General features: G+C 58.1%; 20 protein-coding genes and 6 tRNA genes. 7 read left to right on the top strand and 19 right to left on the bottom strand.

The window, feature by feature from the left end; all coding sequences use genetic code 11:
* The first annotated feature begins 307 nt into the window (after positions 1-307).
* Positions 308-856, top strand: coding sequence for a cytochrome b (locus F8N44_RS25725; protein WP_038362764.1), 549 nt, complete (start codon positions 308-310; stop codon positions 854-856).
* A gap of 3 nt (positions 857-859) precedes the next feature.
* Here the strand turns inward: F8N44_RS25725 and F8N44_RS25720 are convergent, their stop codons facing one another.
* Together F8N44_RS25720 and F8N44_RS25710 are read right to left on the bottom strand one after the other, a co-directional pair.
* Positions 860-1,786: a 1-aminocyclopropane-1-carboxylate deaminase/D-cysteine desulfhydrase gene (locus F8N44_RS25720; protein WP_150652269.1), complete on the bottom strand. Its 927-nt coding sequence runs from the start codon at positions 1,784-1,786 to the stop codon at positions 860-862.
* A gap of 200 nt (positions 1,787-1,986) precedes the next feature.
* On the bottom strand, positions 1,987-4,026 hold the full coding sequence (locus tag F8N44_RS25710) for an NADPH-dependent 2,4-dienoyl-CoA reductase (protein WP_150652268.1): 2,040 nt from the start codon (positions 4,024-4,026) through the stop codon (positions 1,987-1,989).
* A 209-nt stretch (positions 4,027-4,235) separates the two neighbouring features.
* On the opposite strand from F8N44_RS25710, the gene F8N44_RS25705 reads away from it, so the two are divergent.
* Together F8N44_RS25705 and F8N44_RS25700 are read left to right on the top strand one after the other, a co-directional pair.
* Entirely contained in the window at positions 4,236-5,366 is a 1,131-nt protein-coding gene (locus tag F8N44_RS25705) for a carbon-nitrogen hydrolase family protein (RefSeq protein WP_150652267.1), read from the top strand.
* Positions 5,367-5,369: 3 nt separating this feature from the next.
* The gene (locus tag F8N44_RS25700) at positions 5,370-6,410 is read left to right on the top strand and encodes an AraC family transcriptional regulator (RefSeq protein ID WP_150652266.1); all 1,041 of its coding nucleotides are present in this window, start codon (positions 5,370-5,372) and stop codon (positions 6,408-6,410) included.
* Between the two features lie 396 nt (positions 6,411-6,806).
* Here the strand turns inward: F8N44_RS25700 and F8N44_RS25695 are convergent, their stop codons facing one another.
* Both F8N44_RS25695 and F8N44_RS25690 read right to left on the bottom strand, forming a co-directional pair.
* On the bottom strand, positions 6,807-7,661 hold the full coding sequence (locus tag F8N44_RS25695) for a DUF2242 domain-containing protein (protein ID WP_150652265.1): 855 nt from the start codon (positions 7,659-7,661) through the stop codon (positions 6,807-6,809).
* Between the two features lie 92 nt (positions 7,662-7,753).
* Positions 7,754-8,653: a LysR family transcriptional regulator gene (locus tag F8N44_RS25690; protein ID WP_150652264.1), complete on the bottom strand. Its 900-nt coding sequence runs from the start codon at positions 8,651-8,653 to the stop codon at positions 7,754-7,756.
* A 118-nt stretch (positions 8,654-8,771) separates the two neighbouring features.
* On the opposite strand from F8N44_RS25690, the gene F8N44_RS25685 reads away from it, so the two are divergent.
* Entirely contained in the window at positions 8,772-9,977 is a 1,206-nt protein-coding gene (locus F8N44_RS25685) for an MFS transporter (RefSeq protein WP_150652263.1), read from the top strand.
* Between the two features lie 921 nt (positions 9,978-10,898).
* Here the strand turns inward: F8N44_RS25685 and F8N44_RS25680 are convergent.
* The 12 genes from F8N44_RS25680 to F8N44_RS25625 all read right to left on the bottom strand — a co-directional run bounded on the left by F8N44_RS25680 (position 10,899) and on the right by F8N44_RS25625 (position 20,590).
* Complete coding sequence (locus F8N44_RS25680; protein WP_150652262.1) at positions 10,899-12,770, bottom strand: SurA N-terminal domain-containing protein; 1,872 nt, start codon at positions 12,768-12,770, stop codon at positions 10,899-10,901.
* Positions 12,771-12,998: 228 nt separating this feature from the next.
* Positions 12,999-13,271, bottom strand: coding sequence for an HU family DNA-binding protein (locus tag F8N44_RS25675; protein WP_003183171.1), 273 nt, complete (start codon positions 13,269-13,271; stop codon positions 12,999-13,001).
* Positions 13,272-13,419: 148 nt separating this feature from the next.
* Positions 13,420-15,816, bottom strand: a complete 2,397-nt coding sequence (gene lon, locus F8N44_RS25670; RefSeq protein WP_016986884.1) for an endopeptidase La — start codon at positions 15,814-15,816, stop codon at positions 13,420-13,422.
* Positions 15,817-15,979: 163 nt separating this feature from the next.
* Positions 15,980-17,263, bottom strand: coding sequence for an ATP-dependent Clp protease ATP-binding subunit ClpX (gene clpX, locus F8N44_RS25665; protein ID WP_003223632.1), 1,284 nt, complete (start codon positions 17,261-17,263; stop codon positions 15,980-15,982).
* Between the two features lie 112 nt (positions 17,264-17,375).
* Complete coding sequence (gene clpP, locus F8N44_RS25660) at positions 17,376-18,011, bottom strand: ATP-dependent Clp endopeptidase proteolytic subunit ClpP (RefSeq protein ID WP_007951559.1); 636 nt, start codon at positions 18,009-18,011, stop codon at positions 17,376-17,378.
* Between the two features lie 93 nt (positions 18,012-18,104).
* Positions 18,105-19,415, bottom strand: coding sequence for a trigger factor (gene tig / locus F8N44_RS25655; protein ID WP_150652261.1), 1,311 nt, complete (start codon positions 19,413-19,415; stop codon positions 18,105-18,107).
* Positions 19,416-19,817: 402 nt separating this feature from the next.
* A tRNA-His gene (locus tag F8N44_RS25650) sits at positions 19,818-19,893 on the bottom strand.
* A gap of 77 nt (positions 19,894-19,970) precedes the next feature.
* A tRNA-Leu gene (locus tag F8N44_RS25645) sits at positions 19,971-20,055 on the bottom strand.
* A 56-nt stretch (positions 20,056-20,111) separates the two neighbouring features.
* Positions 20,112-20,187 (bottom strand) — tRNA-His (locus tag F8N44_RS25640).
* 77 nt (positions 20,188-20,264) lie between these two features.
* A tRNA-Leu gene (locus F8N44_RS25635) sits at positions 20,265-20,349 on the bottom strand.
* 56 nt (positions 20,350-20,405) lie between these two features.
* Positions 20,406-20,481: transfer RNA gene (locus tag F8N44_RS25630), tRNA-His, on the bottom strand.
* Between the two features lie 32 nt (positions 20,482-20,513).
* Positions 20,514-20,590: transfer RNA gene (locus F8N44_RS25625), tRNA-Arg, on the bottom strand.
* 275 nt (positions 20,591-20,865) lie between these two features.
* Here F8N44_RS25625 and folD point away from each other — a divergent pair.
* Positions 20,866-21,720, top strand: a complete 855-nt coding sequence (gene folD, locus F8N44_RS25620) for a bifunctional methylenetetrahydrofolate dehydrogenase/methenyltetrahydrofolate cyclohydrolase FolD (RefSeq protein WP_038362797.1) — start codon at positions 20,866-20,868, stop codon at positions 21,718-21,720.
* Between the two features lie 230 nt (positions 21,721-21,950).
* On the top strand, positions 21,951-22,889 hold the full coding sequence (pbpG, locus tag F8N44_RS25615) for a D-alanyl-D-alanine endopeptidase (RefSeq protein WP_150652260.1): 939 nt from the start codon (positions 21,951-21,953) through the stop codon (positions 22,887-22,889).
* A 53-nt stretch (positions 22,890-22,942) separates the two neighbouring features.
* Here pbpG and F8N44_RS25610 read toward each other — a convergent pair whose 3' ends face one another.
* The 3 genes from F8N44_RS25610 to F8N44_RS25600 all read right to left on the bottom strand — a co-directional run bounded on the left by F8N44_RS25610 (position 22,943) and on the right by F8N44_RS25600 (position 24,130).
* Positions 22,943-23,149, bottom strand: coding sequence for a hypothetical protein (locus F8N44_RS25610; RefSeq protein WP_150652259.1), 207 nt, complete (start codon positions 23,147-23,149; stop codon positions 22,943-22,945).
* 12 nt (positions 23,150-23,161) lie between these two features.
* Complete coding sequence (locus tag F8N44_RS25605; protein ID WP_034154676.1) at positions 23,162-23,368, bottom strand: DUF6021 family protein; 207 nt, start codon at positions 23,366-23,368, stop codon at positions 23,162-23,164.
* 90 nt (positions 23,369-23,458) lie between these two features.
* Positions 23,459-24,130, bottom strand: coding sequence for a peptidase C39 family protein (locus tag F8N44_RS25600; RefSeq protein ID WP_150652258.1), 672 nt, complete (start codon positions 24,128-24,130; stop codon positions 23,459-23,461).
* A 234-nt stretch (positions 24,131-24,364) separates the two neighbouring features.
* Here F8N44_RS25600 and F8N44_RS31420 point away from each other — a divergent pair, with 234 nt between their 5' ends.
* Complete coding sequence (locus F8N44_RS31420) at positions 24,365-24,535, top strand: hypothetical protein (RefSeq protein ID WP_166675008.1); 171 nt, start codon at positions 24,365-24,367, stop codon at positions 24,533-24,535.
* The last annotated feature ends 172 nt before the right edge of the window (positions 24,536-24,707 follow it).

The raw sequence follows: 24,707 nt of genomic DNA, 5'->3' as shown, positions 1-24,707 counted from the left end.
TACTCAACTTGGGAAATATATTTTTAATCTTCAATAACTCAATAAAGATTCGACCTGACAATAACCACCCAGAACAAACCATTCAAACCAAAACAAAACACAAGATATAAACAACACAAAGTTACGCCCGGCAAGACCACATACAAACCTGAGCTTTAAGTAACAACCTAATCAAAACCGGGCATTGAACACTTTTCTTTCTTGCAAAAAACATCACGAGCTCCGGGCAAAAACATCCCGGCAGGTTTACAGTGAAATAAGTGCCGTGACGACGGCCTGATTGCACTCTGATCCCGAGGAATTTCTTATGCCGTGGACAAGCTCAGAATCGCGTTACAGCACCGTATCGGTCCTGTTGCACTGGCTGATGCTGGTGTTGTTGGTGCTGGTGTACGCCAGCATGGAGTTGCGTGGGCTATTTCCCAAAGGCAGCGGCGGGCGCACGCTGATCCGCGAAGTGCATTACATGCTCGGCCTGACCGTGTTTGTGCTGGTGTGGTTTCGCCTGCTCGCGCGCAGCATTGGCCCGGCGCCGAAAATCTTCCCCGCCTCGCCGCAATGGCAAACCGTGCTGGCGCGGCTGATGCACTGGGCGTTGTACCTGTTCATGATCAGCATGCCGATCCTTGGCTGGCTGATTACCAGCGCCGAAGGGCATCAGGTGATGTTCTATGGTTTTGATCTGCCGCTGCTGGTCGCGGAGAACAAGGATTTCGCCAAACAGGTTGAGGGCTGGCATGTGCTCATTGCCACGATTGGCTACTGGCTGATCGGGCTACATGCGCTGGCGGGGATCTATCACCATTATGTGGTGCGCGATAACACCCTGCTACGGATGATGCCCAAGCGCGGTTGAACGTCAGGGGCTGGCGATAAAACCGCGCCGCCCCTGTAAACCACCGGTATGAATGAAGATCAACCGCGTGCCAGCTGCGAATCTGCCCGCCTCGACTTGCTGCTTTAGCGCCAGCAATGCCTTGCCGGTGTACAGCGGCTCCAGAGGCACGCCGCTGGCCTGCTCGGTTTGTTCGATGAACTCAAGCAACGCCGGATCAACCTTGGCGAAACCGCCACGGCTGGCGTCGATCAGCTCATAGTCGGCAGTGGCCAGTCCGGCTGACTGCATGATCGACTCGACCTGCGGCGCCACGCCGTGATCCTCAGGGACTGCCAACGCGCCATAGACCGGGTGCGCACCCGCCTCGGCGAGAACCAGCCCGGCGAGTGTCGTCCCGGTCCCGCAAGCCAGCCACCAAGCGTGATAGTCGCTCCAGCCCAGTGTGTGCAATTGCGCTTGCGCCTGTTCTTTGATGGCCGCGCAACCAAGTGCCCCCATTAAACCGCCGCCACCCTCAGGCACTGCATGCAACTGCGGATACTGCTCATACCAAGGCGCCCAGAATTCCGGCTCATTGCGCGCGCGATAGCCGCCGTAACCCAACCAATGCAACTGCATGCCGAACGCCTGCAGATCCTGGACGGTCGGTGTTTCCTGCGCATGTCCCCGCAGCAGCCCCACGGTTTGGAAGCCCAGCCGTTTCCCCGCCGCCGCCAACGCGTGCAGATGATTGGAGTGAGCACCACCGAGGCTGATGATGCCCTCCGCACCCGCGCGATCGGCGGCTTTGAGGTGTTCGACGAGTTTGAACCATTTGTTGCCGCTGATCAGCGGGTCGATCTGGTCGAGGCGCAGGAGGGCGACTTCAATGCCGGCTGTTGCGAGCCAGTCCAGATGAAGGTGTTCGAGGGGGGCTTGGGGTAGCCAATCGGAGGGAGGCAAAAGCATGGGCGGCGATTCGATCTGGACAGAGCCGGCATTCTAGTCGCTCACAAGCCGCCATCGCGAGCAGGCTCACAAGGTTTGCGGTGTGCACAAATCCTGTGGGAGCGAGCTTGCTCGCGAAAGCGGAGTATCAGCCAATACATATGTCGACTGACACCACGCCTTCGCGAGCAAGCTCGCTCCCACAGGTTCAGCGGTGGAGCTTAGAGCTCAGCCGCCAGACGCGAGCCTTGGTTGATCGCACGCTTTGCATCCAGCTCGGCCGCGACATCGGCACCACCGATCAGGTGCACGTTCTGCCCCGCTTCAACCAGGCCGTCGTGCAATTCACGCAGCGGATCCTGCCCCGCGCAAATCACAATGTTGTCCACCGCCAGCACTTGCGGCTCGCCGGTTTCGCCAATACGAATGTGCAGGCCTTGGTCATCAATGCTCAGGTATTCGACGCTGTTGAGCATCTGCACCTGCTTGTTTTTCAGACCGGTACGGTGAATCCAGCCGGTGGTTTTGCCCAAGCCATCGCCAACCTTGGTTTTCTTGCGCTGCAACAGGAACACTTCGCGGGCCGGCGCATGCGGTGCGGCTTTGATACCCGCCACGCCACCACGGGCTTCGAGTTGCGTATCGATGCCCCACTCTTTCCAGAATGCGGCACGATCCTGACTGGTCGCTACGCCTTCGTGAACAAGGAACTCCGAGACGTCGAAACCGATGCCGCCAGCACCGATCACCGCCACGCGTTTGCCAACCGGTTTGCGCTCAAGGATCACGTCCAGATAGCTCAGCACCTTGGCGTTGTCGACACCCGGAATTGCCGGCACACGCGGCGCAATACCGGTGGCGAGGATGATCTCGTCATAACCGCCTTCAACCAGTTTCGCCACATCGACGCGGGTGTTCAGGCACACCTCAACGTTAGTGGTCTGCAGCTTGCGCTTGAAGTAACGCAAGGTTTCGAAGAACTCTTCCTTGCCCGGCACGCGTTTGGCGATGTTGAACTGGCCACCGATTTCGCTGGCCGAATCGAACAAGGTCACCTGATGGCCACGCTCGGCCGCCACGGTCGCGGCAGACAGACCCGCAGGGCCAGCGCCCACCACGGCAATCTTCTTGATCTGTTGCGCCGGCAAGTAGTTGAGTTCGGTTTCGTGGCAGGCACGCGGGTTGACCAGGCAACTCGTGAGCTTGCCGCCAAAGGTGTGGTCGAGGCACGCCTGGTTGCAACCGATACAGGTGTTGATCTCGTCCGCGCGACCTTCAGCAGCCTTGTTGACGAAGTCCGGATCGGCGAGGAACGGCCGCGCCATCGAGACCATGTCGGCATCGCCTTCGGCAAGAATCTGCTCGGCGATTTCCGGGGTGTTGATGCGGTTGGTGGTGATCAACGGGATCTTCACCGAGCCACGCAGCTTGGCCGTGACCTTGCTGAATGCGGCACGCGGCACTTTGGTGGCGATGGTCGGAATCCGCGCTTCGTGCCAGCCGATGCCGGTGTTGATGATGGTCGCACCGGCCTGCTCGATGGCTTTGGCCAGGGTGACAATCTCGTCCCAGGTGCTGCCGCCCTCGACCAGATCGAGCATCGACAGACGGAAGATAATGATGAAGTTCGGGCCAACGGCTTCACGTACTCGGCGAACGATTTCCACCGGCAGGCGCATACGGTTTTCGTAGCTGCCGCCCCAACGGTCGGTGCGGTGGTTGGTGTGCGCGGCGAGGAACTGGTTAATGAAATAACCTTCCGAGCCCATGATCTCGACACCGTCGTACTCAGCGGTCTGCGCCAGTACCGAGCAGGTGACGAAATCGCTGATCTGTTTCTCGATGCCTTCTTCGTCCAGCTCTTTAGGCTTGAACGGGTTGATCGGCGCCTGGATCGCACTCGGCGCGACCTGCTTCGGGCTGTAGGCATAACGCCCGGCGTGGAGGATCTGCATGCAGATCTTGCCGCCCGCCTCGTGCACCGCGCGGGTGACAATGCGGTGCTTGAGCGCTTCTTCCTCGGTGGTCAGCTTGGCCGCACCGGAGTACACCCCACCCTCGTCGTTCGGACCGATACCGCCGGTGACCATCAGGCCGACACCGCCACGGGCACGTTCGGCGAAGTACGCCGCCATGCGCTCGAAACCACCCGGTTTCTCCTCCAGGCCAGTGTGCATCGAGCCCATCAGGGTGCGGTTGCGCAGCGTGGTGAATCCCAGGTCCAGCGGGGCCAACAGGTGCGGGTAATGAGCGGCGGTCATCGGTAACTCCACAACGAGCGATCACGGAAAAAGTTGCGGGCGCTCTGCGGCCCCCGTCAATCATGTGCCACAGACTAAGAGTCGCATCGCTGTCACTCAATGACCGTAACTGACAACTTATTGATCCAAATGCGCAGCGCCCCTTGGCAACCAGCGCCATGGGCCCTACCCTAGGCGCCACACCCTGTACCCGGTTGTTGTTGGTTTTCATGCGCAAACTTTTGTACCTGACGTTTTCCATGGCCCTGGTGGCTGTCCTTACTACCTACGCCATGTGGGCAGCGGACCGGCCGGCGGGGCATTACCTGTCGGACCTGCGCATAAAAGTGGCGGTCGATCAGGGCACTCCCGCCGATCGCGGCAATCTGCTGGGCGTCCAGCCCGAGCTGTTTCCCACCGACTATCAAAGCCCCGAGCGCTTGCACCGCAAACTCGCAGCCTATCTGCAGCAAGCGCAGGATCAAGGCCTGCTGAACGACAAAACCGTCGTAGTGCTGCCGGAGAATGTCGGTACCTGGCTGCTGCTCAGCGGCGAGAAAGACGAGCTGTATCAAGCGCCGTCCCTCGCCGAGGCGATGAACTGGCTAGCGGCGAGCAACCCGTTGTTGTTCGCCCGCGCCTGGCTCAGCGCCAACGGCAGCGATCGCCTCAACGACGCGTACCTGCGCATGAAATCCAAGGCGATGGCCAAGGATTACCAAGCCCTGTTCGGCGGCCTGGCCAAGGAGTTTCACGTGACACTGGTGGCCGGTTCGATCGTGCTGCCGGAACCGAGCATCCGTGACGGGCGGCTGAAACCCGGCAGCGGCGCCTTGTTCAACAGCAGCGTGGTGTTCGGCCGTGACGGCGTGCCGCTTGGCCAGCCACAGCGGCAGATGCACCCGGTGTTCGATCAGCGTGAAGTGATCGAAGGCGCAGGCAAACACCAGATCAACGTGGTCGATACTCCGGCCGGACGCCTTGGCGTGCTGATTGGCAGCGACAGTTGGTATCCGGACAACTACCGCCAACTCAACGAGCAAGGCGCGCAATTGGTCGCGGTGCCGGCGCAAGTGTTCGGCCAGGGTGCGTGGAACCAACCGTGGCGCGGCTACAAAGGTTCAAGTACACCGGGATCGGTCAGTCTCAAACCCGGCGATGTCACCGAAGGACAAGCCTGGCATCGGCTGACGCTGACTGCACAACCGCCGAGCAGTCGGGCGACTGCCGGCGTCAGTGTGTTCCTGCGCGGGCAGTTCTGGGACAAGGCCAGTTCCGGTCAGAGTTTCCTCAGCAGCAACGGCCAGCAGTTCGCCGATGGCGAGGCCCGTGGCGCGCGTTTGTTGAACATCTGGTTGTAAGCCATGAAACCCCTGCCGATGCGCCTCGGGGATCTGTCGGTGGGCTTTGTGCACAGCCTCGCCGATGCCGTGCGCAGTCATGCGGCCGACCCGCAGCCGTTGCTCGAGCAATATGGCCTCGACGCCGCACGGCTGGCTGAGGCCGGGGCACGCTTGTCGATTCCGCGCTATATGCGCCTGGGCCACGCGGCGATTCAGTTGACCGGCAATTCGGCGTTGGGTCTGCGCATGGGCCAGCTCAGTCGCCTTAGTCAGGCCGGACTGGCCGGCGTTACCGCCGCACAGGCGCCAACCGTGCGCGAAGCCGCGCGCTGTCTGATCCGTTTCGAGGCGCTGTACGGTTCCAACTATCGCGGCCAGTCGAGTTTTCACGAAGACGCCCATGGCGCGTGGCTGCGTTTCTATTCGATCAGCCCGTACAACGCCTATAACCGTTTTGTCGTGGACTCAATCATCGCCGGGTGGCTGCATCAGCTCTCCAGTGTCAGCGGTGAACCGCTGCGCGCTGATCGAATCGAGATCGAGTTTGAAGAACCGGATTACCGAGAGGCCTACAGTGCGCTGGGTGATTGCCCGATCCAGTTCGGCGCCGAGCGCAATCAACTGCGCCTGAACCTCAACAGCCTCGCACTGCGTAATCCCGAGCATTGCCCGAGTACCTGGCGGCATCTGCTGCAACTGTGTGAACGGGAACTGGAGCAATTGACTCGCACCCGCAGCCTGCGCGAACGCATTACTCAGCTACTAGGACCGTTGCTCAATGGTGGCCGGGAACCCGACCTGGAAGAAGTGGCGGCACGCCTGAAGCTGCCGACCTGGACGTTGCGGCGCAAACTGGCCGAGGAAGGCACGCAGTTTCGCGCGATCCTCAACGACACGCGCCGGGATCTGGCGATGACGTATATCCGCGATACTGAACTGGCCTTCGGCGAAATCGCGTACTTGCTGGGTTTTGCTTCAGCCGAAGCGTTCCAGCGAGCCTTCAAACGCTGGAGCGGTCAGACCCCCGGCGAATTCCGCCGCAGCCACCGCAAAACGGCATAAAAGCGGCTGCGAGTTAAAGCTCGGTGGCGTCTTCGGCGGGCTCGGGTTGATCCAGTTCAAAGGCCTGGTACTCAAGCAGCTCTTCTTGATATTCATCCATCGCGTAATCCCCCTGCTGCTCTCTTGAATGGGCCTGAGCAAATGCCCAGTGCCTCGAGCTTAACGTGCTCGTGTGAAGGAAAAGTGAAACCCGGCCTTCATGAATAAAACGTAGCAGACGGTCAGGAATTTATCGCGGGACTTTTGTCCGGGGAATGTAACGAAATTTAAAGCAACCCAAAAATCACTGTGGGAGCGAGCTTGCTCGCGAAGGCGTCAGCCCCTTCAGCACACAGGTGACTGAAAGTCCGTCTTCGCGAGCAGTCTCGCTCCCACAGGGATTTGGGGTCAGGCTGATTATTGGCCGGACGCAGGCATCGCCGGAATCGGCTCGGATGGCGGCGGGATGTCCGGGTTGGCCGGTGGCGTGATGGTTTCGGTGGCCGGTGCCGGCTCAGCGCTTGGTGCCGGAGTGATCGGCGCCGCCTCTGCGGGTGGCGCGACCGGTTCCGACGTCACTGGCGCGACCTCGGCAGGTGCCGGAGCCGGCTCAGCAGCAGGTGCAGGCGTTGCGGCGGGCGCAGGTGCTGGCGTCGGTGCAGGTGCCAGCGCTGCCGGAGCTGCCTTCACCTCAGGCACACCCAGATCAGCCTTCGGCTTCTCTTCGATATGCGCCGCTTTCTTCGCATCCGCCGGCAGGAACAATTCCACTAACGTGAAAAAACGCTCATAGAACTTCTGCGACGTCACCGTCTCGCTGGCAACCTTGACCATCGAATCGTCGGACGAGCCGATCGGCATCGACACCGAACCCAACACACCCACGCCGAGACTGGCCGAGTTGTTGGTTTTCTTCAGCGCGTAGCGATCCTGCAAGGCGTTGGCGAACATCGTCGCATGGTGCCCGGCGCTGCCGTCATCGGCGCAGACCACGTTGAAGCTGATCTCCATGTGGGTGTCGCCGGTTTGCTGAAAACTCTTGTGGCCGCTGACCAGTTTCGGGTCGCTGCTGGTAATGATGTAGCCCTGGCTGAGCAACGCACGACGGGCCGCTTCGCAACTGACCGAGTCGGTCACCGGGTAATTGCGCGAAAACGTACCGGAGTCATCGAAGTTCTCATGCTCATACATCGGCTTGTCTTTCGAACAGCCGGCTACAGCGGTCAACAACAGCGCCAACCCGACTACACGCATGGGAGTGGAAATCAACATTGAACATCCTGAGAGAAAACAGTCCGGGGCGTATTGTGCAACAGATCGCTGCCGCGCTGCGCATGGATTAGTGTCTTAAAGCAGTTACAACTCTATCGACCGCGCGTTGCGGGAAAAAGTCGCAACGCCAGATGATCGATGAACACGCGCAATTTCGCCGTGGCGTGGCGACTCGATGGCCACAGCACCCAGAACTGCCCGGTGTGCTCCAGATGCGCGTCGAGCACCCGATGCAAGCGGCCTTGCGCCTCGGCCTCACGCGTCATGAAATCAGGCAGACAGGCAATGCCCATACCGGCCAGCGCCGCATGACTCACCGCTTCGATCGACGTGCTGACCAAGCGGGTCGGCAACGTCGGCTCAGCGGCGCCCTCCTCGCGGATAAACGGCCAGGTTTCCAGTTTGCCGGTGGCATGAAACGTATGCCGAAGGCACGCGTGAGCCGCCAGATCGGCGGGCGTCTGCGGCACACCGCGTTGCGCCAGATAAGCCGGGCTGGCCACCAGCACCATGTGAAACTCGCCCAACGGTCGCGCCATCAGTCGTGAATCCCGCGGCTTGCCGGTGCGGATAACGGCGTCGAAACCTTCTTCAACCACATCGACCATGCGATCGGTCAAATCCAGATCCAGCTCGATCTGCGGGTACAAGGCCAGGAACTCAGTCATGACCGGCATCACCAAACCATGCACCTGCGGCAGGCTGATGCGCAATTTGCCGTGGGGTTTGGCAGCGGCATCGCACAGTTCGAACTCCGCCGCCTCGACTTCCGCGAGGATCTTGCGACAGCGTTCGAGAAAAAGCGCCCCTTCACTGGTCAGCGTGACGCTGCGGGTGGTGCGCTGAAACAAACGCACGCCCAGTCGCGCTTCCAGCCGCGCAATGCTTTTGCCCACCGCCGACGATGACACCCCTTGCAGCCGGCCAGCCTCAGTGAAACTGCGCGTCTCGGCGACCTGAACAAACACCGAAATACTGCCCAGGCTATCCATACCACCCTCCCATTGCTGACATCCGTGTCCGATATGTTCGGAACCTTAACCCGTTTTTCGCCGATGTGCAGCGCCCTACCCTGTGCTCCTCGTCAACACTGCACAAGGATGCCGGCTCATGAACGATGCCCAACTCAGTTGCCCCGCACTTGAACAACCCGCAGATCGCCGCGAGCGATTACCCCTCGCCGCGCTCCTGGCACTGGCCACCGCCGGATTCATTACGGTCATGACCGAAGCCATGCCCGCCGGTCTGTTACCACAAATGAGCAGCGGCCTGAACGTTTCCCAGGCGCTGATCGGGCAATTGGTCACGCTGTACGCGATCGGCTCGATCCTGGCAGCGATACCGCTGACGATCGCCACCCGCGGCTGGCGACGCAGACCGCTGCTGCTGACCGCCATCAGTGGCTTTGCCATTGCCAACAGCATCACCGCCCTGTCGGATCTGTACTGGCTAACCTTGATCGCACGCTTTATCGCCGGAGTATTTGCCGGGTTGCTGTGGGCGCTGCTGGCAGGTTACGCAAGCCGAATGGTCGCGCCTCACTTGCAAGGCCGCGCCATTACCGTGGCCATGCTCGGCGCGCCGCTTGCGCTGTCATTAGGGATACCGGCAGGCACCCTGCTCGGCACCCTCGTCGGGTGGCGCTTGAGCTTTGCCATCATGACCGCGCTGACCGTTGTGCTGGTGATCTGGGTGCGCTGGCAAGTACCGGACTTCGCCGGAGAACGCGAGGGAAACCGCCTGCCGCTGCGTGAGGTGTTTACCTTGCCGGGCGTGCGATCGGTATTGTTTGTCACCCTCACTTACGTCGTTGCGCACAATCTGCTGTACACCTACATCGCGCCTTTCCTGCAACCCTCCGGACTAGATGCGAGTGTCGACCGCGTTCTACTGGTATTCGGCCTCGCTTCAGTGCTGAGCCTGTGGATCGTCGGCAGCCTGATTGATCGCTGGCTGCGCGAACTGGTGTTGATCAGTGCCGGGTTGTTCATGTTGTCAGCGATAGCACTGGGTCTGTGGCGCGACTCGCCGAGCGTGGTGTACATCGCCACCGCTGTGTGGGGACTGGCGTTTGGTGCAATGCCGTCGCTGCTGCAAACCGCCTCGGCGAAAACTGCGAAAAAGGCCGCCGATACGGCGCAATCGATGCTGGTTACGCTGTGGAATGTCGGGATTGCGGGGGGTGGTTTGGTTGGAGGCTTGTTGCTGGGCAACCTTGGGATGGGGGCATTCCCGTGGATTGTTGCAGGATTGCTGGTATTGACTCTGTCAGTAACGACCAAAGCTCGGAGCCACGGTTTTCCCAGAGCCGAATGAGACCGAATGAGCTGTTGGATTGAGGCCAGACGACTGGAAACCGGTCGATTGACAGGCCGCCATCGCGAGCAGGCTCACTCCTACAATTGGACTGAGTACATCAGACAAAAATTGGCCGACTGGGAGGCCGTCTTCGCGAGCAAGCTCGCTCCCACAATTGGATTGAGTGCATCAGACAGAAGATTGGTCGGCTGGCAGGCCGTCTTCGCGAGCAAGCTCGCTCCCACAATTGGATTGAGTACATCAGACAAAAAATTGGCCGACTGGGAGGCCGTCTTCGCGAGCAAGCTCGCTCCCACAATTGGATTGAGTGCATCAGACAGAAGATTGGTCGGCTGGCAGGCCGCCATCGCGAGCAGGCTCGCTCCTACAGTGGAACTGAGTACATCAGACAGAAGATTGGTCGGCTGTCAGGCCGCCTTCGCGAGCAAGCTCGCTCCCACAGTTAATTTGTGTACCGCCCACGCGGCGAAGCCGCCCCACTCAACAGGATGAGCGTTAGCTCGGCTGCAGCTTTTGATCTTGATCCACCGGTCCCGTCGGCAGGCTGAGTGGAGGGATTTATCCGGGGGTGGGAGCGTAGCGACCGTTCGACGAAGTCGAACACATCGAGAGGAGGTGCAGCGAAGCAAACCGTAGGCGATGCCCCCGGATGAATCCCGGAGCGAAGGAACCCCGAGCCCCAGCGAGCGGGCCGAACGTTGGGACAAGCCTTTTTGGGTACTTTTTCGGCGTCTGGAAAAAGTGCCTCGCCGTAAGGGCGAAACCGCCAGCAGCAACACCCGAAGCAACGGATATACCCCAAAAACCCCCAAGAACATGGTCGGCCCAAAGGCCGCCACGACCCAACGCCCAAAAAAAAGCCCCGACCTATACAGGCCGGGGCTTTCACATCACATCACATCAAAGCTCAATCAAACATCAAAACCGCTTGATCTCAGCCTGAGCTTCCAACTGCTTGCGATACGCCGCAAAGTCCTGCTGCCCCTCACGCGAAGCAAGGAAACGACGGTACTGAACCTTCTCTTCATCCGTCGGCGCAGCCGCTTCGTTAACGCCATTCAGACGCACGATCATCAGACTGCCATCCGCCAACGTCACGCTTGTGAACGTCGGCTTATCCTTCGCAGCCGGCTTCGGCATACGGAACAACGCTTGCAGCACCGCCGGATCAACACCTTCCTGACCACGGGTGGCCGCTTCGGTAGCTTTCCAGTTCTGCCCGTCAACCGCCTTGTCCAACGGCGCCTTGCCGTCACGCAGATCAGCAATCAGCTTCTCGGCCTTGGTCTTGGCTGCAGCACTGGCATGCTCTTTGGTCAGCTGCGTGCGAATTGCCGCATTCACGCTTTCCAATGGCAATTGCGCAGGCTTGAGGTGCTCCTTGGAGCGCAGCACGATCACGGTTTCCGGATCCAGTTCGATGGCGGTGCTGTTGGCACCCTCGTCGATCACTTCAGTGCTGAACGCAGCGGTGACAACGGCACGGTTGGCCGCAACACCTTCGCCACCTTCACGGCCGAATGGCTTGGAGGTGTGCACGGTCAGCTTCAGATCCGCCGCTGGCTGAGCCAGGTCAGACGCTTCGAACGCCGAGTCTTCCAGTTGCTTGGTCGCCTCGACGAAACGCTGCTCGACCTGCGCGGCTTTCAGCTCGCGAGTCAGCTTGTCTTTCAGGCTGGCCAGGGTCGGCACTTCAGGCGCTTCCACACCCAACAGCTTGATCAAGTGGTAACCGAAGTCAGTACGAATCGGCTCGGACACCTGGTCTTTCGACAGGGAGTACAAGGCTTTTTCGAACGCTGGATCATAAACGCCAGGACCTGCGTAACCGAGGTCACCGCCATTGTTGGCCGAACCCGGATCCTGCGAGAACTCTTTGGCCAGCGCCTCGAATTTCTCGCCCTTGGCCAGACGCGCCTGGACTTCGTCGATCTTCGCCTTGGCCTGAGCTTCGGTGGTCTTGTCGTTCACTTCGATCAGAATGTGCGCGGCACGACGCTGTTCCGACAGGTTGGCGATCTCTTTCTGATACGCCGCCTGCAGGTCTTCGTCCTTGACCGCAACCTGATCGAAGAACGAAGACTTCTTCAGTTCTACGTAATCGATGATCACTTGATCCGGAGTCATGAACTCTTTGGCGTGCTCGTCGTAGTACGCCTTGACTTCGTCGTCGGTCAGTTTGACCGCTGCCGGGTCAGCCTTGACGTTCAGGGTGGCGAAATCGCGGGTCTGTTTTTCCAGACGGGCAAATGCCAGCACTTCAGCGTCGGTGACGAAACCGCTGCCTGCCACGCCGGCACGCAGTTGGCCGATCAGCATTTCCTGAGCCAGCATCTGGCGGAACTGCATACGGCTGTAACCCAGTTGACGGATTACCTGGTCGAAACGCTCGGAGCTGAACTTGCCGTCCACCTGGAACTCAGGCGTCTGCAGGATCACTTGGTCCAGTGCGGCTTCGGAGAAAGCGAACTTCGCTTGCTCGGCGCCTTGCAGCAGCAGCTTGCGATCGATCAACCCCTTGAGGGCCGATTCGCGCAGCATTTTCTCGTCGAGCAAGGAAGCATCGAAGTCCTTGCCCAGTTGTTGCATCAACTGACGGCGTTGCATATCAACGGCCTGGCTCAGTTCGTTCTGGCTGATTTCTTCACCGTTGACCTTGGCCGCCTCATTCTTGTGAGTCGTGGCCTGGAAAATGGCGTCGAAACCGGTCAGAGCCATCAGTGCAACGATGACCCCGATAATGGTCTTGGCAATCCAGCCTTGTGAATTGTCCCTGATATTCTGCAGCATGCGTCCCCCAGAAACGGTTGAACTTCAAAATTAGGCAACCGTGGAGCGTGGGTAGAATCCGGATAGAAGAAAGGCGCATCCGAGGATGCGCCTTCTCGTAACTGGCGGAGCGGACAGGGCTCGAACCCTCGATCCCGGCGTTACAGGCCACTGTTTCAGCGACCTGCTCTACCGCTCCGCTGCCAAGTCAGGCATGACCCCGACCCGGATGGGTAAAAACCTGAAAACTTAGTTAACAGCTTCTTTCAGTGCTTTACCGGCTTTGAAACCTGGCTTCTTGGCAGCCGGGATTTCCAGAGTCTTGCCGGTCTGAGGGTTACGACCGGTACGAGCCGGACGGTCAGTCACGGAGAAAGTACCGAAACCAACCAGAACAACGGAGTCGCCAGCCTTGAGAGCGCCAGTGACGGATTCGATTACAGCGTCCAGCGCACGGCCAGCAGCAGCTTTCGGGATATCAGCGGATGCAGCGATAGCATCAATCAGTTCCGACTTGTTCACTCTAAGTCCCCTTATATCTATTTTGAGATGATTCTAAGTTTTTTGGTGAAAGCAAAAACGAGTGCTGAATGGCCTACAGACACTTAAGAGCCGCTTTATAACAAGGGCTCTAAAAAACTGTCAAGGAAGCCCCCCAGGCAAAAGCATATTAATGCGTGCTAATTCTTTCCTTAGAGTCAGACTCACGTTTTTCGTCCTTGGCAACTATCTCCGGAGCCACATCCGGCAAGGGCTCCGGCGCGTATTGCAGCGCAATTTGCAGGACCTCGTCAATCCATTTAACCGGTTTAATCTGCAGATCCTGCTTGATATTGTCAGGAATCTCCTTCAGATCGCGCACGTTCTCTTCCGGAATAATCACAATCTTGATTCCGCCGCGGTGAGCCGCCAGCAGTTTTTCCTTCAGACCACCAATCGCCAGTACTTGACCACGCAGAGTAATCTCGCCCGTCATCGCGACATCAGCGCGCACCGGAATGCCGGTCAATGCCGACACCAATGCCGTGCACATGCCTACACCGGCGCTAGGGCCGTCTTTCGGCGTCGCCCCCTCCGGCATGTGGATGTGCGTGTCGCGCTTCTCGTGGAAGTCCAGAGGAATGCCCAGGCTCTTGGCGCGGCTGCGCACGACGGTGAGCGCGGCAGTGATCGATTCGACCATCACGTCGCCCAGCGAACCGGTCTTGATCAACTGACCTTTACCCGGCACAACAGCGGCTTCGATGGTCAGCAATTCGCCGCCCACCTGAGTCCAGGCAAGGCCGGTCACCTGACCGATCTGATCCTGTTGCTCGGCCAGACCATAACGGAATTTGCGCACACCGAGGAAATGTTCCAGCAGGTCAGCTGTCACTTTCACCGAGAAGCGTTTTTCCATCGCGTGCTCTTTGACCGCTTTGCGGCAAACCTTGGCGATCTGACGTTCGAGGCCACGCACACCGGCTTCGCGGGTGTAGTAACGGATGATGTCACGGATCGCTTCAGCGTCGAATTCCAACTCGCCCTTTTTCAGACCGTTAGCGGCGATCTGTTTTGGCGAGAGGTATTTGACAGCGATGTTAATCTTCTCGTCTTCGGTGTAGCCCGGCAGACGAATGACTTCCATCCGGTCGAGCAGCGCCGGCGGAATGTTCATCGAGTTCGACGTGCACAGGAACATCACATCGGATAGGTCGTAATCGACTTCCAGATAGTGGTCGTTGAAGTTGTGGTTTTGCTCTGGATCGAGCACTTCCAGCAACGCCGACGCCGGGTCGCCACGCATGTCGCTGCCCATTTTGTCAATTTCATCGAGCAAGAACAGCGGGTTGCGCACACCCACCTTTGTCATCTTTTGAATCAATCTTCCCGGCATCGAACCGATGTAAGTCCGGCGGTGACCACGAATTTCCGCTTCATCACGCACGCCACCGAGGGCCATGCGCACGAATTTGCGGTTGGTAGCGTGGGCAATCGACTCGGCCAGCGAGGTTTTACCCACGCCCGGAGGACCGACCAGGCACAACACCGGGCCACGGATTTTCTTCACGCGTTTTTGCACGGCGAGGTATTCAAGGATACGTTCCTTGACCTCTTCGAGACCGTAGTGATCGGCATCGAGAATGTCTTCTGCGCGCGCCAGGTCCAGGCGTACCTTGCTCTGAGCCTTCCACGGCACCTGCACCAGCCAGTCGATGTACGAGCGCACCACGGTGGCCTCAGCGGACATCGGTGACATTTGCTTGAGCTTGTTCAGCTCGGCAGTGGCTTTGGCCAACGCGTCTTTCGGCAGACCGGCAGCGTCGATACGCTTTTTCAGGTCTTCGATTTCGTTGTGGCCTTCGTCGCTGTCGCCGAGTTCTTTCTGAATGGCCTTCATCTGCTCATTCAGGTAGTACTCGCGCTGACTGCGCTCCATTTGCTTTTTGACGCGACCACGAATGCGTTTTTCGACTTGCAGCAGGTCGATCTCGGCGTCCAGCAAAGCCAGAACGTGTTCGACACGAGCCGACAAATCGATGATTTCGAGGATTTCCTGCTTCTGCTCGATTTTCAGCGCCATGTGCGCTGCCATCGTGTCGACCAGTCGACCCGGCTCATCGATGCTGTTGAGCGACGACAGGACTTCAGCCGGGACTTTCTTGCCCAACTGTACGTATTGCTCGAATTGCGACAGCAGTGTACGCACGAATACTTCGGATTCGCGCTCGGCAGCGTCGACTTCTTCGATCAAAGAGACTTCGGCACGGCAGTGGCCGTCGACTTCGCTGAAGCGCTCGACGGTGCCGCGCTGCTCACCCTCGACCAGCACCTTGACGGTGCCGTCAGGCAGCTTGAGCAGCTGTAGAACAGTGGCGATGGTACCTACGCGATAGAGAGCGTCTTCACCGGGATCATCGTCAGCCGGGTTTCTCTGGGCCAGCAGCAGGATCTGCTTGTCGCCCGTCATCGCGGCCTCGAGGGCTTCGATGGATTTCTCGCGCCCCACGAACAGCGGGATAACCATGTGCGGATAAACCACGACATCACGCAATGGCAGGAGAGGCAATTCGATGGTTGTCTTCATGATTTCGCCTCTACGGCGGCCATATGGCCGTAATCAGATGGAATTGAGCTTGAAACCAAGATGGGGGCTGCCTTGAAAAAAAACAAGCGCAAAGCGGATGTAAAAAATGACATAAAAAAAAAGAGGCCCGAAGGCCCCTTCTTTATTCCAGCAGACTGGACGCTTACGCGTCCGGCGCTGCCTTGGCCGTCGGCTCACTGTTTTCGTAGATATACAGTGGCTTGGACTTGCCTTCGATCACGCTTTCATCGATCACGACTTTGCTCACCTCGGACTGCGAGGGGATTTCATACATCGTGTCGAGCAGTACACCTTCGAGAATCGAACGCAGGCCACGGGCACCGGTTTTACGCTCCAGGGCACGCTTGGCGACCGATTTCAGCGCGTCTGTGCGGAACTCCAGATCCACGCCTTCCATCTCGAACAGCTTGGCATACTGTTTGGTCAGAGCATTTTTCGGCTCGGTGAGGATCTGCATCAGCGCAGCCTCATCCAGTTCGTCCAGCGTCGCGAGGACCGGCAGACGACCGACGAATTCCGGGATCAGACCGAACTTGACCAGATCGTCAGGCTCGACTTCACGCAGGGATTCACCGACTTTCTTGCCTTCTTCCTTGCTGCGCACTTCTGCGTTGAAACCGATGCCGCCCTTGGTGGAACGGTTTTGAATAACCTTTTCCAGACCGGAGAACGCACCACCGCAGATGAACAGGATGTTACGGGTGTCGACCTGCAGGAACTCCTGCTGCGGATGCTTGCGGCCACCTTGCGGCGGTACGGAAGCGACCGTGCCTTCGATCAACTTGAGCAAGGCCTGCTGCACGCCTTCACCGGAAACATCCCGGGTGATCGACGGGTTGTCGGACTTGCGGGAAATCTTGTCGATTTCATCGATGTAGACAATACCCATCTGGGCCTTCTCTACGTCGTAATCGCACTTCTGCAGCAGCTTCTGAATGATGTTCTCGACATCTTCACCTACATAACCCGCCTCGGTGAGGGTGGTTGCGTCAGCGATAGTGAACGGAACGTTCAGCAAGCGGGCCAGTGTTTCGGCCAGCAGGGTTTTACCGGAGCCTGTCGGGCCGATCAGCAGGATGTTGCTCTTGCCGAGTTCGACGTCGTCAGCCTTTTTGTCACGCTGGTTCAGGCGCTTGTAGTGGTTATACACCGCTACGGCCAAAACCTTTTTCGCACGTTCCTGACCAATGACGTACTGGTCAAGGATGCCGCTGATTTCTTTAGGCGAAGGCAATTTATGCGCGCTGCTTTCGGCCTGGGCTTCCTGCACCTCCTCACGGATGATGTCATTGCACAGGTCGACGCACTCGTCGCAGATAAAGACCGAGGGGCCGGCAATCAATTTGCGCACTTCATGCTGGCTTTTGCCACAGAAGGAGCAATAGAGCAGCTTGCCGTTGTCCTCGCCGTTGCGGGTGTCAGTCATTCGTTCGATCCAAATCCGATAGGCTTGCAACACAAGATGAAGGCTATTGCGGGCTTTTTCAAGCCCGCCGCTGATCAGACAAGCCGACCAAGCCTATTTTGAGCTGCTTATTTTAAGCTGGGCGCTGGTTGATCACTTCGTCGATCAGGCCATATTCCTTCGCAGCTTCTGCACTCATGAAGTTGTCGCGATTGGTATCGCGCTCGATTTCTTCCAGAGTACGCCCGCTATGCTTGGCCATCAGCGTGTTCAGACGCTCGCGAATGAAGAGGATTTCCTTGGCGTGGATTTCGATGTCCGACGCCTGGCCCTGGAAACCGCCCAGTGGCTGGTGAATCATCACGCGCGAGTTCGGCAGGCAGAAACGCTTGCCCGGGGCACCTGCAGTCAGCAGGAACGCGCCCATGCTGCAAGCCTGACCGATGCAGGTGGTCGATACGTTCGGCTTGATGAACTGCATGGTGTCGTAGATCGACATGCCCGCTGTCACCGAACCGCCCGGAGAGTTGATGTAGAGATGGATGTCCTTGTCCGGGTTTTCCGCTTCAAGGAACAGCAGTTGCGCGCAGATCAGGTTGGCCATGTAGTCCTCTACCGGACCAACCAGAAAGATCACTCGCTCCTTGAGCAGGCGCGAATAGATGTCATAGGCGCGTTCGCCACGAGCAGATTGCTCGACAACCATCGGGACCAGGCCGCCGGCGGCCTGGATATCAGAGTTCTGCTGAATATAAGAATTACGGAACATGCTCTGCAGTCGCTCCCAAATAGTTATGTCTTGAATACGCATAAGCCAGCTCGAGAGCTGGCTTATGGTGTGTACTTCTTAACGCGGAATCAATCAGTCGGCTTTTGGAGCTTCTACCGGCTTGACTGCTTCTTCGTAAGAGACCGCTTTATCGGTCACACTAGCTTTCTGCAGAACAGTATCCACAACTTGTTCTTCCAGCACAACCGAACGCACTTCGTTCAGTTGCTGCTCGTTCTTGTAGTACCACGACACAACCTGCTCAGGCTCCTGGTAAGCCGAAGCCATTTCCTGAATCATTTCGCGAACGCGAGCTTCGTCAGGCTTCAGGTCGAACTGCTTGACCACTTCGGCCACGATCAGACCCAGCACAACGCGGCGCTTGGCTTGCTCTTCGAACAGCTCGGCCGGCAGCTGATCAGGCTTGATGTTGCCGCCGAACTGCTGAACAGCCTGCACGCGCAGACGGTCAACTTCGTTGGACAGCAGAGCCTTAGGCACTTCGATCGGGTTGGTGGCCAGCAGACCGTCCATTACCTGATTCTTGACCTTGGATTTGATCGCCTGACGCAGTTCACGCTCCATGTTCTTGCGAACTTCGGTGCGGAAACCGTCGATGCCGCTTTCCTTGATGCCGAATTGAGCGAAGAACTCTTCGTTCAGCTCTGGCAGCTTAGGCTCGGACACAGTGTTGACGGTCACGGTGAACTCGGCGGCTTTGCCAGCCAGGTCCAGGTTCTGATAGTCCTCAGGGAAGGTCAGGTTCAGAACGCGCTCTTCGCCAGCTTTAGCGCCAACCAGGCCTTCTTCGAAGCCCGGGATCATGCGGCCGGAACCCAGTACCAGCTGAGTGCCTTTGGCGGAGCCACCAGCGAAGACTTCGCCGTCAACCTTGCCAACGAAATCGATGTTCAGTTGGTCTTCGTTCTGGGCAGCGCGATCGGCCACTTCAAAACGAGTGTTCTGCTTGCGCAGGATGTCGAGCATTTTGTCCAGGTCAGCGTCAGCCACGTCAGCGCTCAGGCGCTCAACGGTGATGCCTTCGAAACCGGCAACGGTGAACTCAGGGAACACTTCGAATACAGCAACGTATTCCAGATCCTTGCCAGCTTCGAGCGACTTGGGCTCGATCGATGGCGAACCAGCAGGGTTCAGCTTCTGCTCAACCACAGCTTCGTAGAAGGAGGACTGGATCACGTCGCCTACAGCTTCCTGGCGAGCATCAGCACCGAAACGGCGCTTGATTTCGCTCATTGGCACTTTGCCTGGACGGAAGCCAGCAATCTTGGCCTTTTGGGCAGTCTGCTGCAGACGCTTGTTGACCTGAGTCTCGATGCGCTCAGCCGGCACGGTGACGCTCATGCGGCGCTCGAGAGCAGTAGTATTTTCAACAGAAACTTGCATGGATATTCCTCGTTGCACAGACGTTAGCCGGCCGTTTCCGACCCCAGAATCAAGGGCATGCATTCTAGTGGGTCAAACTCAAGAAGTCACCCTACTGAAAACGGGTAAAAAAACAGCAGGCATTTTATCGGGACCGCCACACTAGTGCAGCGCGCCCCACAGGCGAATACAACCAACCTCGCCAGGGCTCTGCGCCAACCGCTTCTATATATAGAAGAGACTGCCAATCACGCCCTGACGGCCGTTCTTGCAAGCAAGCCCGGCGAGCAGCGCAGCATCATCGAGCAACATAAATACGACGAAGCGCCCTGCCCCTGCGCCCCGAAACCGACAATCGCCGGTTTTCAGAACCGCTAAAACAAAAAAGGCGCCAGACTGTTAAATCTGGCGCCTTTCGAAATATGGGGTGGACGATGGGGATCGAACCCACGACAACGGGAGTCACAATCCCGTGCTCTACCAACTGAGCTACGCCCACCATATTGCGTAACAAAAAAGCCAAACAACTTCTTTGTTGAAACCTCACCAGCCCGAAGACATGAATGAAGCTTTAATTGGTGCGGATGAAGAGACTCGAACTCTTACGCCTCGCGGCGCTGGAACCTAAATCCAGTGTGTCTACCAATTCCACCACATCCGCAGGTGAAGCTTTAAAGCAAAGGCGCCAGACTGTTACATCTGGCGCCTTTCGAAATATGGGGTGGACGATGGGGATCGAACCCACGACAACGGGAGTCACAATCCCGTGCTCTACCAACTGAGCTACGCCCACCATATTGCGTAACAAAAAAGCCAAACAACTTCTTTGTTGAAACCTCACCAGCCCGAAGACATGAATGAAGCTTTAATTGGTGCGGATGAAGAGACTCGAACTCTTACGCCTCGCGGCGCTGGAACCTAAATCCAGTGTGTCTACCAATTCCACCACATCCGCAGGTGAAGCTTTAAAGCAAAGGCGCCAGACTGTTACATCTGGCGCCTTTCGAAATATGGGGTGGACGATGGGGATCGAACCCACGACAACGGGAGTCACAATCCCGTGCTCTACCAACTGAGCTACGCCCACCATATCGCGTTACTTGTGCCAAAGCTGCCTAATGGCGCACCCGGCAGGACTCGAACCTGCGACCATCCGCTTAGAAGGCGGATGCTCTATCCAGCTGAGCTACGGGCGCCTTGTTAATCTGTACTCTTAAAGGACTACAAACTAAGTGCTTTCCAGTGTCGCAGAACCTTGATTCCGCCTCACCTTCTTAACCAGTGCTAGGCTGTGCCCGACAAGTGCGACGAATAGTATAGAGCGCTCCGAAGGTCGTCAAATCCTTTTTGAAAAAAATTCATTTAATTAAAGGAGTTAGAAGAATTTGCTGACCAAGCGCCTTTGCCCTCACCGCTCGACATGCGAGAATGCGCTCTCATTTTTTCCCCTCTCGATGGTTAATCACGCGCAATGACTGCACAACTAATCGACGGCAAATCGATCGCCGCCAGCCTGCGCCAGCAGATCGCCCAACGAGTTGCCGAGCGTCGCCAGCAAGGCCTGCGCACTCCCGGCCTCGCGGTGATCCTGGTCGGCAGCGATCCTGCCTCTCAGGTTTATGTCTCGCACAAGCGTAAAGACTGTGAAGAGGTTGGCTTCCTCTCTCAAGCCTACGACCTGCCCTCCGACACCACGCAAGACGCGCTGACCGATCTGATCGATCGCCTCAATGACGACCCTGCAATCGACGGCATCCTGCTTCAGTTGCCGCTGCCCGAGCACCTGGACGCCTCCAAACTGCTGGAGCGTATCCGCCCGGACAAAGACGTCGACGGTTTCCATCCTTATAACGTCGGCCGCCTGGCCCAGCGCATTCCGCTGCTGCGTCCCTGCACGCCTAAAGGCATCATGACGCTGCTGGAAAGCACTGGCGCTGATCTTTATGGCATGGACGCAGTGGTCGTCGGCGCTTCCAACATCGTCGGTCGCCCGATGGCGATGGAACTGCTGCTGGCCGGTTGCACCGTGACCGTGACTCACCGCTTCACCAAGGATCTGGCCGGCCACGTCGGTCGTGCCGATCTGGTGGTCGTGGCCGCCGGCAAGCCGGGCCTGGTCAAAGGCGAGTGGATCAAGGAAGGCGCGATCGTGATCGACGTCGGCATCAACCGTCAGGACGACGGCAAACTGGTCGGTGACGTTGTTTACGAAACCGCCCTGCCCCGCGCTGGCTGGATCACGCCGGTGCCGGGTGGCGTTGGTCCGATGACCCGTGCCTGCCTGCTGGAAAACACCCTGTATGCGGCAGAAACCCTGCACGCTTGATCGGTACTTTCAGCAATAAGAAAAACCCGCCTTGTGCGGGTTTTTTCATGCCTGAGAAAAAACTGTAACCGTTCGCCGGAAACCCCTCTTTTTACAGGCCTTTTCACGAGATTTTCAGGTCACTCAAACAACCATCGACAGATCTTCAGCCATACTCCTAGAATGCGACGCTTTGAAGAAATAACCCGTTACAAACTAACGGAATATCCAACTTTTATGAGTTCGCCCGCGTGAAAATTCGTCTTTCGATTCTGAGCCTGTTTTTTGCAGTTTCAGGCACTTTCATCACGCCAACGATCAACGCTGCGGAAACCACCGCTGCCCCACGTGACGCTTCGAGCCTGAAGATCGCCTCCGGCAGCGCCCTGCTCATGGATATGCAGACCAACAAAGTCATCTACTCCAGCAACCCTGACGTGATCGTGCCGATCGCCTCTGTCAGCAAGTTGATGACCGGTTTGGTAGTGGTTGAAGCCCGGCAGAACATGGACGAATGGATCAATGTCGATATCAGCAACACACCGGAAATGAAGGGCGTGTTCTCCCGAGTCAAACTCAAAAGTGAACTGCCGCGTCGCGAGATGTTGCTGATCGCCTTGATGTCTTCGGAGAACCGCGCAGCCGCCAGCCTCGCCCACCACTATCCCGGAGGCTATGCCGCCTTTATCGCGGCGATGAACGCCAAGGCCAAGGCACTGGGCATGACCAGTACGCACTTCGTCGAGCCGACAGGTCTGTCGGAGCGTAACGTTTCCACCGCCCGTGACCTCAGCAAGCTGCTGGTGGCCGCGCATAAGTACCCGCTTCTCAGCGAACTCACCACCACCAAGGAAAAGACCGTGTCGTTCCGCAAACCCAATTACACCCTGGGTTTCCGCAACACCGATCACTTGGTCAATAAAGCCGACTGGGACATCAAGATCACCAAAACCGGTTTCACCAATCCGGCAGGTCATTGCCTGGTCCTGGTGACGAGAATGGGTAATCGTCCGGTCGCACTGGTAATTCTCGATGCGTTTGGCAAATACACCCATTTTGCCGACGCCAGCCGCATTCGCAGCTGGGTGGAAACCGGCCGAAGCGCCAACGTTCCTGCTGTGGCTCAGCAATACAAGGCGCAGAAAAACCTGAAATCGCGCCAGAGCGGCGTGGTTGAAGCGTCCAAGTAACCCGCCACCCAAGAAAAAGCCCCGAATCCTCGGGGCTTTTTTTCGCCTGCATTTCAGTCATTGGGCAGCGGCATCTTGTCGTCATCGGGGATGCCATCCCCCGCACTTGGATCCCGCGCAGGCTCCGGCGTCAACACATTGGGCCGGGCCATCGGATCGCGCAGCGGGCTCTCCGGGTCCAGCACCGGATCAATATCCGGTTCTGGCGTGGTTGGCACACTGTCAGGTTTTTGGTCATCGAAGCTTGAATCGGTACTCATACGCACCTCGCATCAAGGTTTCAGATTGGCTAACGGGTCATAAGGCTTGGCCGGCTTCTTGGCATCCTCGCCGGGCTCGACGTCGAGAGGCGCCTTGGCGGGGCCGACAGGATCGACCTGCGGATCATCAAGATCGGGCGAGTCCGGATCGAACCCCAAATCGTCTCCCGAGGAATGCTCAGAGGAATGCGGGCCTTTCGCTGCTGGGGAATCTTTCATATCGCCTCCTGATTCACCCGCAAAACACGGGATGTATAAATAGGAGGCTTGCCGGGCGCCGTCGTGCCCGGCAGATGACGAACGGAAAACTCAGTGTGCGGCCAGCGCCTTGCGCGCCTGCGCCGCTTCGTTTTCCTGCCCGGCCTGAGCCAGCTCATCCGCTGCTTTGAGCCAGCGCTGACGGTCGACGGCGGCCGGAATCTGCGACGGTTTCTGAATCAGCACAGCCCAGCCACCGGACTTTTCCAGGGCCGACTCAAAGGAGCTGAAACTCATCAGTTCGCGGCGGTTCATCCCGGCACGCAGCAGAACCTTCTGTTTATTGCGGTCATAGCCGGAGAGAATCGCGTAACGCGGCTCGGCCCAGAATGCAGAACCCTCACTGAAGCGCACCATCACCGGATAACCCGCCGCCACTTGCGTCAACAGCGCCGGCAGATTGCTGTCCAGGGGATAAACCACCATGCCGTAGTCGCGGGCAAGGTGCTGGATATTCTGCTGCAGTTTGTCTTCGGCGCCCGGCAGGCGCAGTGGTTTTTCCAGCAAGCCCGGGGTGATCACGATGCCTTGCTGCGACAGGAGACTGGCCAGCACTTGCGGCCCGCTCTGATTGGCTTCGCCGCGATAGAACGTACCGCTCAGTTCAACTCGCTCCGGCAGACGCTTGACCTCGGGCGCCACACTGCCTGCACATCCGGCCAACACCGCCGCGCAACCGGCCACCAGCAGCGCCGCACGAATTCGAGAAAATACCTGCACCATCATCACTCTCTGTTCAGACGCCGGTCATCGTGCTCCGGCAACGCCTGCGATCATAGGGCCGCGCCCGGCTGCGGTATAGCCTTAAGCGGCAGACACGCCGATTGCATAGAGCAAACTGATTGGTCGCAATCGACCTTTGGTCAATAGTCTGAAACACCCCATTGTCTAGACTGTCACTGAAACAGAGCGAATTGAAAAAGTGTGCGCCCGATGCAGGGCGAAGAGGAGGCACTGATGAGCCTGACCATGACCATCGTAATGTTGATTGCCGGCTGGCTGGCCGTGGCCGCTGCCATGTTGTGGGGTGTGCTGCGGGTTTCGCGGCGCCACCATCACCATCCGGTTCAGCCTGCTGCGGTTGAGAAAAACGAGAAGCACCGGGTACGACACGCCGCCGCGCATTGAGGATTAACGTCAAAAGCGAAAAGCCCCTCACCCTAGCCCTCTCCCAGAGGGAGAGGGGACTGACCGAGTGGCATGCTCGAATTACGTCGACCTGAAATACCGAGCTGAACTCAAGTTTGAAAACCACAAAAATCGGCGCCCTCTCCCTCGGGAGAGGGCTGGGGTGAGGGGC

It is taken from the genome of Pseudomonas fluorescens (assembly GCF_902497745.1).
GTDB lineage: Bacteria > Pseudomonadota > Gammaproteobacteria > Pseudomonadales > Pseudomonadaceae > Aquipseudomonas > Aquipseudomonas fluorescens_BM.
This window is presented reverse-complemented; position numbering and strand designations above follow the sequence as displayed.

Bases quoted from the DNA above. Each gene is read 5' to 3' on its own strand.
- F8N44_RS25695 (WP_150652265.1), bottom strand. From the start codon at position 7,661: ATGTTGATTTCCACTCCCATGCGTGTAGTCGGGTTGGCGCTGTTGTTG.
- lon (WP_016986884.1), bottom strand. From the start codon at position 15,816: ATGAAGACAACCATCGAATTGCCTCTCCTGCCATTGCGTGATGTCGTG.
- F8N44_RS25700 (WP_150652266.1), top strand. From the start codon at position 5,370: ATGAAACCCCTGCCGATGCGCCTCGGGGATCTGTCGGTGGGCTTTGTG.
- F8N44_RS25685 (WP_150652263.1), top strand. From the start codon at position 8,772: ATGAACGATGCCCAACTCAGTTGCCCCGCACTTGAACAACCCGCAGAT.
- clpX (WP_003223632.1), bottom strand. From the start codon at position 17,263: ATGACTGACACCCGCAACGGCGAGGACAACGGCAAGCTGCTCTATTGC.
- tig (WP_150652261.1), bottom strand. From the start codon at position 19,415: ATGCAAGTTTCTGTTGAAAATACTACTGCTCTCGAGCGCCGCATGAGC.
- F8N44_RS25605 (WP_034154676.1), bottom strand. From the start codon at position 23,368: ATGAAAGATTCCCCAGCAGCGAAAGGCCCGCATTCCTCTGAGCATTCC.
- F8N44_RS25705 (WP_150652267.1), top strand. From the start codon at position 4,236: ATGCGCAAACTTTTGTACCTGACGTTTTCCATGGCCCTGGTGGCTGTC.
- F8N44_RS25710 (WP_150652268.1), bottom strand. From the start codon at position 4,026: ATGACCGCCGCTCATTACCCGCACCTGTTGGCCCCGCTGGACCTGGGA.
- F8N44_RS25610 (WP_150652259.1), bottom strand. From the start codon at position 23,149: ATGAGTACCGATTCAAGCTTCGATGACCAAAAACCTGACAGTGTGCCA.
- F8N44_RS25680 (WP_150652262.1), bottom strand. From the start codon at position 12,770: ATGCTGCAGAATATCAGGGACAATTCACAAGGCTGGATTGCCAAGACC.
- folD (WP_038362797.1), top strand. From the start codon at position 20,866: ATGACTGCACAACTAATCGACGGCAAATCGATCGCCGCCAGCCTGCGC.
- F8N44_RS25600 (WP_150652258.1), bottom strand. From the start codon at position 24,130: ATGGTGCAGGTATTTTCTCGAATTCGTGCGGCGCTGCTGGTGGCCGGT.
- clpP (WP_007951559.1), bottom strand. From the start codon at position 18,011: ATGTTCCGTAATTCTTATATTCAGCAGAACTCTGATATCCAGGCCGCC.
- F8N44_RS25725 (WP_038362764.1), top strand. From the start codon at position 308: ATGCCGTGGACAAGCTCAGAATCGCGTTACAGCACCGTATCGGTCCTG.
- F8N44_RS25720 (WP_150652269.1), bottom strand. From the start codon at position 1,786: ATGCTTTTGCCTCCCTCCGATTGGCTACCCCAAGCCCCCCTCGAACAC.
- F8N44_RS31420 (WP_166675008.1), top strand. From the start codon at position 24,365: ATGAGCCTGACCATGACCATCGTAATGTTGATTGCCGGCTGGCTGGCC.
- F8N44_RS25690 (WP_150652264.1), bottom strand. From the start codon at position 8,653: ATGGATAGCCTGGGCAGTATTTCGGTGTTTGTTCAGGTCGCCGAGACG.